We start from the raw sequence: 10,917 nt of genomic DNA, 5'->3' as shown, positions 1-10,917 counted from the left end.
TAAAGAAAATACCTCAAAGAGCAACTTTGTTCTTTGAGGTATTTTTTAATAACTATAATAAAAGATAACAAACTCCTAATTATTCCCCAAGTACCTTCTCAATCTCAACCTCTAAATCAACTGGCTTCGTTTGCGGCGCAAAACGCCCTACTACTTTCCCATCTTTTCCAATTAAAAACTTCGTAAAATTCCATTTCACTGCTTTCATACCGAGTAAACCTGGCGCTTGTTCTGTCATGTATGTATACAGAGGATGAGCCTTATCACCTTTCACATCAACCTTTGCAAACATCGGGAAGTTTACACCGTAGTTTAATTCACAAAAACTAGTAATGTCCGCTTCTGTACCTGGTTCTTGTCCTCCAAATTGATTACAAGGGAAACCGAGTATTTCTAGTCCTTGGTCTTTATATTTATCATATACTTCTTGTAATCCTTTATACTGTGGTGTAAATCCACATTTACTAGCTACATTTACAATAAGAAGTGCTTTTCCTTTGTAATCTTTTAAAGATTTATCTTCACCTGTTATTGTTTTAGCTGAAAAATCATAAACTGTCATTGTTCCTACCCCTCTCTATACTATTATTCTATGTTTATACTATACTACATTCGTGAATATACAGCTTCTATTACATACTTACACACCGAAATGATAGCGCTTTATTTATGTTCGAAAATTCGACACAAACTACTAGACTTTTAGAATGGAAAGTTTTACAATTGAATTGTGAACAAAATGTGACAGTTTATATTCTATTATAATAGAAAAGGATGGTGTTCATTATGAAAACTGCACAACCTGAAACGATTTCAAATCGCGAGTTTTATTTCGTACTATATATGATGTTATTGTATGTTACTGGTTGGGTAATCGATGTAAATGGTTTATTTTTAAGCTCCTACTTTAATTTAGCAGGAGAGATTACGCTTCCGATCGTTGGTGGCATTGTTGGACTGTTCGTTATGTCTATCAATAAAGAACAAACGAAATAAAAACACTTTAAAAAGGCAGAAGACGAGCTTTCGTTTTCTGTCTTTTTTCTTTTTAGCGTATAATAGATACATACCGTATATAAGGAGTGATAAGTATGAAAAAAGTAGAACAATTATCTTCTCACCTATATCTTATTGATGATTACGACTTACAACATAATGAACGAACAGGTACGTACGTTTTATTAGGTGACGATATTACTTTAATTGAAACTTGTGCAGCCCCTTCTCTTCCGTATATTTTAGAAGGCTTACAACAATTACATATTGATTTAAACGATGTAAAAAACATTATCGTAACACACGTTCATTTAGATCACGCCGGGGCTGCTGGTTTAATGATGGAAAAGTGCCCAAATGCTACCTTATATGTGCATTCTCGCGGCGCTCGTCATATGATTGATCCAACAAAACTCATTTTAGGCGCAAAAGCTGTATACAAAGAAGATTTCAATAAACTGTTTGATCCAATTCTTCCTATAGAAGAAGAACGTGTTCGTATTGTACAAAATGGTGATACGTTAAAAATTGCTGAAGACCGTACACTTACATTTTACGATACACCGGGGCATGCTAAGCACCATATTAGCATTCACGATTCATTAACAAACGGCATTTTTACTGGCGATACAATTGGCATTTATTATAGAGAACTCGCAGACGTTGGTATAGAACTATATCTCCCATCAACGTCTCCTTCACAATTCCAACCAGATGCGATGATTGCTTCAAAAAATCACATTCAAAGTATGAATGTAGATACTATTTATTTCGGTCATTACGGTGCATCATCCAATGTTACAGAAGTATATAACCAGCTTGAACATTGGCTACCTATTTTCGTTCATACTGGTAAAAAGGTCTTTGAACAGTATAATGATTTCGATGAAGCAACTAAAGCTTTACAAACTGCATTAATGGATAAGATTTCTTCTCACCTTACAAAATTAAACGTTCCATCCGATCATTCCGTTTATAACATTTTACATCTAGATATAGAAATTAGTGCGATGGGTATTATTGATTATTTCACGAAGCAAGAAAAAACAAATTCCACTATTTAATAACAGTAAAAGAAGAGATATACAATAGTAGTTATTGTATATCTCTTCTTTGAATATATTTTTAGTAAAGGATGGTGGAATGGAATGCAAAAAGTAATGCTATACCTCTGCTTTACATTATTTATCGTCTTATTATTATTTGTTGGAGTAAAAATTCAATTTTATTTAGATACAGACGCGCAGGTGAACTTTAACGTTTATCCAAGATTATTCTACTTTACACTCTTCCCTCTTATAGTTGGTATTTTATTACGGTTCCTTCAATCTATTAATTACGCAACGAGTAAACAAAACTGGAGCTTTCAGCCGGATAAATTTATTGCTATTACAGTGCCTACACTATTCATTTCCTTTTCCCCTGCATTACTCTTTTCACCACTTGGCGAATACTTACCTTATTTAGCTAATATCATTCTTATAAATACAACTTTTGTTACGATTATTAGTTTAATAGCTGGTTATTCACTATTAGATTGTTTTATACAAAAAGATACTGCAAATATGAAAAAATATAATTGATAACCAATTTTTAAGTGTTGCTGATTAGGACATTTTGTTTATAAGTGCGCTATTATTTGTAAAAATCTCCATAAATGAAAAGGGGAATTCTGTTAAAATAAAGTTGGTCGTATATTATGTCAAAATGCATTTTAACCGAGGAGATTTATTATGTATAAATTAGGGGCTTTCTCTTTTCTAACGGTTATCGCAAGTATATTTTCTTTCTTTATCCTTAGAGGACCTAATGCGAATTTAACGTTAATTATTGTGATTCTAAGTATACTTTCATTACTCGGTATTATTTTTGCAATCGCATCAAAAAATTGGTTATTCGGAATAGTTGGTACTGCATTAAATGGCGTAATATTATTAGTTGTATACTTCCTATTGCTAGCAAAAGGCATAGGTGGTTAATATATTTACGTTTCAATAAGAAAAGCTCAGAGCTTAGACTCTGAGCTTTTTTACTTATCTCACCTTTTCGTCTACATACTCCATAAACTGCTCCGCTTTCATAAATCTTTCTTTATATGCCTCAGGTACTTCTTCTAGTTTTATTGCACCGGTTGATTTTGTCTTCACTCGTACTATTTCATGTGTCATTAAAGCTTCCATATAGCGATCAAACTCTTCTTGCGTTAATACTTCTCTACTTGATTTATGACCATTTAATTTATCAAAGTATGGTTGAAGGCCCATACTTACCTTTTTCATTTCTTCTCTTTTTGCTGGTGATAATGCATCATAATCAATATTACCGTTCGAATCCCCGTACGCAAGCTTTGCATTTGTTAATTTCTTTAGTTCTTTTGTAAACTCTTCATATTCTTTCGCATCCATTTCATCTTTCGCTTCTGATAATTTTGCATTAAAACGCATATACGCTTCTAACGTCATCGCTCCGGCGTGTTTTTTTAAATTCTCAAAAGATCCGTATATACCATCCGCCATAATAGATTGATACGCAAAACCAGTCGTCGGGATTAAAAGAGCTGCTGCAAGTACTCCTGCGATAAGGCGTTTTTTTCTCTTACTTCCACCACGCTTCATTTTTATTTGAACGATTACTTTTTCTTTCAACTCCGGCGGGGCAACAATCCTCTTGGCTTCTTCTTGTGAATAACCGTGTAAATATCTTAAGATAATAACTTGTTTCAATTTATACGGTAATTTATGAATGAGTTCGATTAGTTTTTGGTTTGATATTTTACTTACCAGATCGTTAGAAAAATCAATTTGTACTGGTTTTCTTTACTCTTCTGCTTTTTTTATAATTCGTAGTCGCATCCACCTCTTTCTTCTATAAGAGTGAATTTGTTTAATCGCAAGTCCAATTAACCAAGGACGAAATGGCTTCTCACTATCATACTTACGAAGCGATTCATATAGTTGTATGTATACTTCTTGAACGACATCATCTACATCTGTTTTATCTTCTATTAAAAAATGTGCTGTTTTATATACTTCTTGAATCGTTACATCATACAATTCGCTATACGCTTCTTTATTGCCTGATAAAGTTAATCGAATTAAATGCAAGTAATCTATTTCACCCTTCATATCCCAGCCCTCCTTTGTCTTACACTTTATATTGGCAAGTAATTCATATTTCGTTCGATTTTTTTAAAGTTTTTTATATAAATTAATATAATGATTCACTGAGTTCATAAGCTTCACTTATAACCTTGCATAACTATTATATAATTTTCCAATTTCTAATGACGCTTTAAAATGATTTATATAGTCAAATTTAGGAGGATATATGATGAAAGTTATCGTTGTAACGTCGTTCGGTGGTCCGGAAGTGATGAAATATACTGATGTGGATATGCCGACTATTTCAGACAATCAGGTGTTAATTCGTGTTGTTGCTACTAGTGTTAATTTTGCCGATATTAAATCACGTTATGGCAAAAAAGGAAATAAAACATTTCCTTTTATTCCAGGGATAGATGCCACTGGTATTGTAGAACGAGTCGGTTCTCAAGTTAAAAATATTCATCCTGGACAGCGTGTCATTGCTTTTCCTCAAAATGGATCTTACGCAGAATATATTGTTGCAAATGAAAATCTTACTTTCGTTTTACCTGATGAAGTTAATTTCCAAACTGCAGCCGCTTGCCCTATCGTATCTTTTACAAGCTATAATTTACTCACAAATGTTGCAAGGCTTCAACAAGGTGAATCTGTACTCATTCATGCAGCTGCTGGCGGAATTGGCACTACTGCTATTCAACTTGCAAAACTATTAGGGGCTGAAAAAGTTATCGGTACTGTCGGAAATGAAGCAAAAAAAGAAATTGCTTTAGACGCTGGAGCTGATTATGTTATATGTCATCAAGATGAAGATTTTGTAGAGAAGGTCAATGAACTGACAAATGGCGAAGGGGTTGATGTAATTTTAGATTCTATTTCTGGAACGGTTTCGGAAAGAAGTTTAAAATGTCTCGCTTATTACGGACGCCTCGTTCATTTCGGCAATGCGAGCGGTGAAATTGGCAATTTCAAAACGAAAGACTTACACGCAAGTTGCCGTTCTATACTCGGATTCAGCTTCGGCACTACACGGAAAAAACGTCCTGAATTACTCCAAGAAACTGCAAATGAAGTTTTCCGTTATTTACGTGATGGAAGTTTGCAAATTAAGGCTACAAAATCTTTTCCCTTTATAGATGCAGGGAAAGCACATGAATGGGTCGAAAGTAGAAAAAGTACAGGGAAAGTAATACTAAACGTTCAGTCCCCTTCCTGAAATGAATACTTGAAACAGAGGTGGCATTCATGGGATCAAGAATTATGCATGTGATTATCGCTAACGGTATTGCTGAGAAATTATGTATTCAAGATAAAACTTCTTTCTTACTTGGAGCTGTAGCCCCTGATGCTGTTCATTCAAAAAAAGAAAAAGGCACCTCACATTTTTATGCCGGTACAACGAAGAACTATACGAGAAGAATAGATTATGATTCATTTATTCATAAATATGAAGAACATATAGATTCTCCATTTATTTTAGGCTATTACACCCACCTCATTGCCGACGATAATTGGCTACAAGGTTTTTTTCTACCTTGGCTAAAAAATAGAATAGAAAATGACGAAACTATCGCACCTATGTACTATAACGATTTTAAATTGTTAAATGCAAAGTTGCTTCATCATTACGACAAAGAACAACAGCTATTCTCTCTTCTTAATCAAGAGGCTCACATTGTGGATATCGCAGAAGTTTCTAAAGGAAATGTTTTAGCTTTTCGAACATACCTTTTTGAAGATATGTTGTATCCAGAGCAACATTTGCATGAAGAATTACAGGTGTTCACGTTTAATCAAATTGTCGGTTATATTGAAACCGCTATTGAGAAAGGCGCTTTTTATATCGAACAACTGTCGAATAAAAAGTCCACTTCAAATATTTAATCCCCCTCATTTTATACGAGGGGGATTTTTCCATAACATCATTATTTGTTCTTTTCCATAACCGCAAAATAATTCCCTTCACTATCAGCAAAGTTAAACACTTTACCAGAAGGCATAGTTACCATTTCGCCAACTGTAACTTTTTTATTTGTTAAATCTGTATATAATTGATCAAGATTTTCTGAGAAGAACATTAAGGATGGTGTACCAAGATTCAATTCTGGGCTCATTTTCGAAATAACTTCTTTATTATGTAGTATGATACTCGTTTCTGCATCTTGAGTTGGAGCGATTTCAATCCATCTCATCCCTTGCTTGTTATCTTCCTCTGCTACTACATGAAACCCTACCTTTTCCGTCCAAAAATTTACTGCCTCATCTTGATTATTTACATATAACATAATTTGTCCGACTTTATGAATCATTTGTATTCCTCCTAATGGTTTTTATATTCTATGTAGGTTTCTACAAGTGCTATTGTTATTCCTTTTGAGTTGATATGTACTTCTTTACAAAATTTATCGACTTACTCGTTCACTACTTTACCAATGAACAAAATAAGACGTAACTACAAATAGTTACGTCTTTCCCATTATTTATCTAGGCTTTTTCTTCCCAGTAAATGCTGGTTTCTTTTTCTTCGGTGCTTTCGGTTTCGTTTCTACAAATGATCCGTTGAACATTTCTTGCTTCGTAAACACAATACCTAATTTTTTCGCAAATTGAAGTAATTTACGCTCTTCTTGTTCTGTTACAAGAGACACGACCGTTCCTTCTTTGCCCATACGTCCAGTACGTCCTGAGCGGTGAATGTATTGGTCTACAGTGTCAGGTAACTCTAAATGAATTACATGTGTTAAATCATCAATATCTATTCCACGTGCTGCAATATCAGTAGCAAGTAGAATTTCTAATTTTCCGCCGCGGAAAGCACGCATCGTCGCTTCACGTTCTTGCTTACTTGCCTCTGCATGAAGAGCTGCTGCTTTCATTTTACGGAATTTCAATTTCTGAGTAATTTCATCTAAACGGAATGGGTCATTTAAGAAAGCAACTGCTTTTACATCGCCCATATGCATAATTCTTCTTACGTAATCATTTTTTTCGCGTCGCTCACAAATGATATACGTATGCTCAACTAAGCTTTTTGACTCTGCACGTGTTACACGTACTAATTGTGGTTCAACTGCTAAATCACGTGCTGCATCTTCTGCTGCTTTTGTCATTGTCGCTGAGAAGAATACTAATTGACGATCGCGCATCGTTGATTTAATTACATCCTGTGCAGCACCCATCATCTTTTGTTTCACTATTTGATCGAACTCATCAAATACAATCGTTTTCACTTCATGCATCTTTAGCTTTTTCATACGAATTAATTCTAAAATACGTCCTGGTGAACCAACAATTACTTTCGGGTGTTTCTTCAATTTTTCCACTTGGCGCTTAATATCTGCACCACCAATTAAAGATGCACCTGAAATATCAGTTCCTGCTGTAAATTTTTGAACCTCTTCATGAATTTGCATGACAAGTTCACGCGTTGGAGCTAAAATAACAACTTGTGGCTGTTTTACTTCAGGATTAATTTTATGTAAAAGTGGTAATAAGTACGCTAATGTTTTTCCTGTTCCAGTTGGAGATTCAGCTATAACGTCTTGTCCTTCTAAAATAGTTGGAATCGCTTGTTTTTGAATTTCAGTTAATTCTTTAAAACCAGCCTTCTCCCAAGCTTGTTGTAAAAATGGTTGCATATCTTTTATCATTTGTTTTTCTCCTTTATCTCTATTTTTGAAGAAAATGCTGTATTGTTCGCACCGTTTCTATCATGTGTGAAATAACAGCTATTAAATCATCAACATGGTCTTCTGTAATCGCTTTTTGAAATAGAACCTCTACCTTATTATGATATGAAATCGCTTGCTTATTATATTCGTATGAAACTTTTTGCATAATCATTCTTTCTTTTCCCCATATAGAACGCATGAAAGTTTCAATTTCTTCGCATACTCCTTCTGGCTGTTCTATCGGGAATGAAAATGCTAACTTCATTTCACATCCTGGTGTAAACTGAGGCACTTCTAGTATTTCACCAGATAAGTTCTTTGCATCCACAGATAATGAAAATGTCGCTTCTACTAATGGTTCGAACGTTTCTGTTAACTGAAACGAGATATGATATATACGACTTAATGAAGCAAGGTCCATCATATCTTTTCGATCTGTTACAAGAATATCACCATGTAAGTCAAAATCATAAACAGCACCTTCTACGATTACTTTTAAATTGTCAAAAGCAGTTGGATCAAACATAATTTCCTCCAAAAAACAGGCGCCTTTCGATGGAAAGGCGCCACTTGATGTATATATAGTTTACAGATAAACGAGATGAATTACAACCTTTTAGAATAAACCTACTGCTTTTCCATCTTCATTTACATCCATTTGCAGTGCTGCTGGTTGTTTTGGAAGACCTGGCATAGTTAACATTGTTCCTGTTAATGCAACGATAAACCCTGCACCGATAGATGGTTTTAATTCACGAATTGTTACGATAAAGTCAGATGGACGACCTAACTTTGTTGCATCGTCAGAAAGAGAGTATTGTGTTTTCGCCATACAAATTGGTAGGTTACTCCAACCTTCTCCTTCATATTGAGCTAATTGCTTACGTGCTTTCGGAGCAAAATCAATATCTTTTGCGCCATATACTTTTTGAGCAATTGTACGAATTTTTTCTTCTAATGGTAATTCTAATTCATAAAGTGGCGCGTAGTTATTTTCACCTTTTTCGATCTCTTTTAGTACTTTTTCAGCAAGGTCAACTCCACCTTGGCCACCCTTCTCCCAAACTTCTGTTAAGGATACTGCATAGCCACGCTCATTGCACCATTCTTGTAAGTATGTAACTTCTGTATCTGTATCTGTAATGAATTTATTAATTGCAATTACGAAAGGTACACCGAAGCTTTGAATTGTTTCAACATGCTTCTGTAAGTTCTCCATACCTTTTGCTAATGCATCTACATTTTCTTCTTTTAATCGATCTTTTGCTATGCCGCCATGCATTTTAAGCGCACGAATAGTCGCAACAATAACAACTGCTTCTGGTTTAATGCCAGCTGCACGAGCTTTAATATCTAAAAACTTCTCTGCGCCTAAATCTGCGCCGAATCCAGCTTCTGTAATAACATAATCACCTAATTTTGCTGCCATTGTTGTAGCGATAACACTGTTACAACCGTGAGCGATATTCGCAAATGGTCCGCCATGAATGATAGCTGGTGTATTTTCTAACGTTTGTACTAAGTTTGGTTTTAATGCGTCTTTTAGTAGTAATGTTAACGCACCTTCTACACCTAAATCTTTAACCGTTACAGGTTGGTTTGCAAAGTTATAAGCAACTACGATGCGAGATAAACGTGCTTTTAAATCTTGAATATCCGTTGCAAGACAGAATACGGCCATAATTTCAGATGCTACTGTAATATCAAAACCGTCTTCACGTGGTACACCTTGAACTGGTCCACCAAGACCAATTACGACGTTACGAAGGGCACGATCATTTAAGTCAACACAGCGTTTCCAAACGATTTTACGCGTATCAATTCCAAGTGTGTTTCCTTGTTGGATATGATTATCAATAAACGCCGCTAACGCGTTATTCGCAGTTGTGATTGCGTGAATATCTCCAGTAAAGTGAAGGTTAATATCTTCCATTGGTACAACCTGTGAAAAACCACCACCTGCTGCTCCGCCTTTTAGTCCCATCGTTGGTCCAAGAGATGGTTCGCGAAGTGCAATTACTGTTTTCTTACCAATTTTATTAAAAGCTTGACCTAAACCAACTGTTACTGTTGATTTACCTTCTCCAGCTGGAGTTGGGTTAATCGCTGTTACTAAAACAACTTTACCGTCTTTCTCATCCTGTAAGCGCTTAAAAATATCAAGAGATAACTTACCTTTATAATGCCCGTATGGCTCTAATTCATCTTCTAAAATATTTAAATCAGCTGCAATTTCTTGAATCTTCTTCATACTCGCTTCTTGTGCGATTTCAATATCGGATTTAACTGTTGTAGTAGTTGTCATATACCCTAGTCCCCCTTTAATTGATTCTGATGATATTGTATCAGTTTTTTGTATTTTCTGCACTTATTTACCTCCTAAAAATTCTTTCATTTCTTTATACGTTTTTTAACATAAATACCCATAAGAATGTTAACGATTGTTGTAACTCTGTAGGTAGTTGACCTAGCATCTTTTCATTTACTCCGCGCTTATATACACCAATTCCATCTACAACTTCAAAGCCTTGTTCTTTCGCTAACTGTTCAAATTCCCAAGGCATCATCGTATTACAAACAACGTCTTTGTCGTATAAACGAGGATAACTGTTCTCTCGAGGCTTTGCTGTCGGTCCTAAAATTGCAATACATGCGTATCCATCTTTCTTTAAAACACGTTTTATTTCATTTAATGCTTGTAATGGATTCTCAGTCCATTCTAAAGAGTTAATGGCCATAATCGCTTTAAATTGTTCATTTTCAAATGGTAAAGCGGAAAGATCTCCTTTCACAAAAGATAAATTTGAATCTTCCCCACGTTCTTTACCTTTTTGAATCATAATTTCCGATAAATCTACTCCAACTGCTTTATAGCCAACGCGACTTAATTTATATGTACCGTATCCATCACCACAGCCAACATCTAACACTTGAGCTTCTTTCTCTACGTACTGTTCAAAAAATGGAATAATTGTACTCCTGCTCCCGCTATCCCACATTTCCTGACTATTTTGATTCCAATATTCCGCACTACTATCCCACTTCTTCTCTGCTGATTCATGCCAATTGAATTTCGTCATACATTCCCCTACCTTCACGTATTATCATTCAATTCATTCTACATCATTTTCCAAAATCCCTGTTTATCT

13 protein-coding genes and 1 pseudogene are annotated in these 10,917 nt (G+C 35.0%); 6 read left to right on the top strand and 8 right to left on the bottom strand.

Annotated features, from left to right (window positions below; translation table 11 throughout):
• Positions 1 to 79: 79 nt before the first annotated feature.
• Complete coding sequence (bsaA, locus tag JDS92_RS01665; protein WP_000219431.1) at positions 80 to 562, bottom strand: glutathione peroxidase; 483 nt, start codon at positions 560 to 562, stop codon at positions 80 to 82.
• 224 nt (positions 563 to 786) lie between these two features.
• On the opposite strand from bsaA, the gene JDS92_RS01660 reads away from it, so the two are divergent.
• From JDS92_RS01660 to JDS92_RS01645, 4 genes are all read left to right on the top strand, one after another.
• Positions 787 to 996, top strand: coding sequence for a DUF3925 family protein (locus tag JDS92_RS01660; protein WP_000844989.1), 210 nt, complete (start codon positions 787 to 789; stop codon positions 994 to 996).
• Positions 997 to 1,091: 95 nt separating this feature from the next.
• On the top strand, positions 1,092 to 2,060 hold the full coding sequence (locus JDS92_RS01655) for an MBL fold metallo-hydrolase (protein WP_199631418.1): 969 nt from the start codon (positions 1,092 to 1,094) through the stop codon (positions 2,058 to 2,060).
• Positions 2,061 to 2,144: 84 nt separating this feature from the next.
• Positions 2,145 to 2,579 carry a hypothetical protein gene (locus JDS92_RS01650; protein WP_001174537.1) on the top strand — a complete coding sequence of 145 codons (435 nt, stop codon included), beginning with the start codon at positions 2,145 to 2,147 and terminating at the stop codon, positions 2,577 to 2,579.
• 150 nt (positions 2,580 to 2,729) lie between these two features.
• Positions 2,730 to 2,975 (top strand): hypothetical protein, encoded by a 246-nt coding sequence (locus JDS92_RS01645; protein ID WP_000277246.1) that lies wholly within the window; start codon positions 2,730 to 2,732, stop codon positions 2,973 to 2,975.
• A gap of 54 nt (positions 2,976 to 3,029) precedes the next feature.
• Here the strand turns inward: JDS92_RS01645 and JDS92_RS01640 are convergent, their stop codons facing one another.
• Both JDS92_RS01640 and JDS92_RS01635 read right to left on the bottom strand, forming a co-directional pair.
• Complete coding sequence (locus JDS92_RS01640) at positions 3,030 to 3,641, bottom strand: DUF3600 domain-containing protein (RefSeq protein ID WP_199631451.1); 612 nt, start codon at positions 3,639 to 3,641, stop codon at positions 3,030 to 3,032.
• 20 nt (positions 3,642 to 3,661) lie between these two features.
• Positions 3,662 to 4,121: pseudogene (locus tag JDS92_RS01635) on the bottom strand (sigma-70 family RNA polymerase sigma factor); the annotation flags it as partial.
• A 205-nt stretch (positions 4,122 to 4,326) separates the two neighbouring features.
• Here JDS92_RS01635 and JDS92_RS01630 point away from each other — a divergent pair.
• Both JDS92_RS01630 and JDS92_RS01625 read left to right on the top strand, forming a co-directional pair.
• Entirely contained in the window at positions 4,327 to 5,313 is a 987-nt protein-coding gene (locus JDS92_RS01630) for a quinone oxidoreductase family protein (protein WP_199631417.1), read from the top strand.
• 29 nt (positions 5,314 to 5,342) lie between these two features.
• Positions 5,343 to 5,981 carry a zinc dependent phospholipase C family protein gene (locus JDS92_RS01625; protein WP_098912169.1) on the top strand — a complete coding sequence of 213 codons (639 nt, stop codon included), beginning with the start codon at positions 5,343 to 5,345 and terminating at the stop codon, positions 5,979 to 5,981.
• A gap of 41 nt (positions 5,982 to 6,022) precedes the next feature.
• Here the strand turns inward: JDS92_RS01625 and JDS92_RS01620 are convergent, their stop codons facing one another.
• The 5 genes from JDS92_RS01620 to JDS92_RS01600 all read right to left on the bottom strand — a co-directional run bounded on the left by JDS92_RS01620 (position 6,023) and on the right by JDS92_RS01600 (position 10,848).
• Entirely contained in the window at positions 6,023 to 6,406 is a 384-nt protein-coding gene (locus tag JDS92_RS01620) for a VOC family protein (protein ID WP_000581483.1), read from the bottom strand.
• A gap of 171 nt (positions 6,407 to 6,577) precedes the next feature.
• Complete coding sequence (locus JDS92_RS01615) at positions 6,578 to 7,747, bottom strand: DEAD/DEAH box helicase (RefSeq protein WP_000588603.1); 1,170 nt, start codon at positions 7,745 to 7,747, stop codon at positions 6,578 to 6,580.
• Positions 7,748 to 7,766: 19 nt separating this feature from the next.
• On the bottom strand, positions 7,767 to 8,294 hold the full coding sequence (locus tag JDS92_RS01610; RefSeq protein ID WP_142345930.1) for a hypothetical protein: 528 nt from the start codon (positions 8,292 to 8,294) through the stop codon (positions 7,767 to 7,769).
• 90 nt (positions 8,295 to 8,384) lie between these two features.
• Positions 8,385 to 10,073 carry a formate--tetrahydrofolate ligase gene (locus tag JDS92_RS01605; RefSeq protein ID WP_098710804.1) on the bottom strand — a complete coding sequence of 563 codons (1,689 nt, stop codon included), beginning with the start codon at positions 10,071 to 10,073 and terminating at the stop codon, positions 8,385 to 8,387.
• A 94-nt stretch (positions 10,074 to 10,167) separates the two neighbouring features.
• Positions 10,168 to 10,848, bottom strand: a complete 681-nt coding sequence (locus tag JDS92_RS01600) for a class I SAM-dependent methyltransferase (protein ID WP_199631415.1) — start codon at positions 10,846 to 10,848, stop codon at positions 10,168 to 10,170.
• Positions 10,849 to 10,917: the final 69 nt, after the last annotated feature.

Source organism: Bacillus cereus group sp. N12 (assembly GCF_016483575.1).
Taxonomy (GTDB): Bacteria; Bacillota; Bacilli; order Bacillales; family Bacillaceae_G; genus Bacillus_A; species Bacillus_A toyonensis.
The sequence above is the reverse complement of the archived record's forward strand: the minus strand, read 5'-3'. Positions and strand labels throughout refer to the sequence as shown.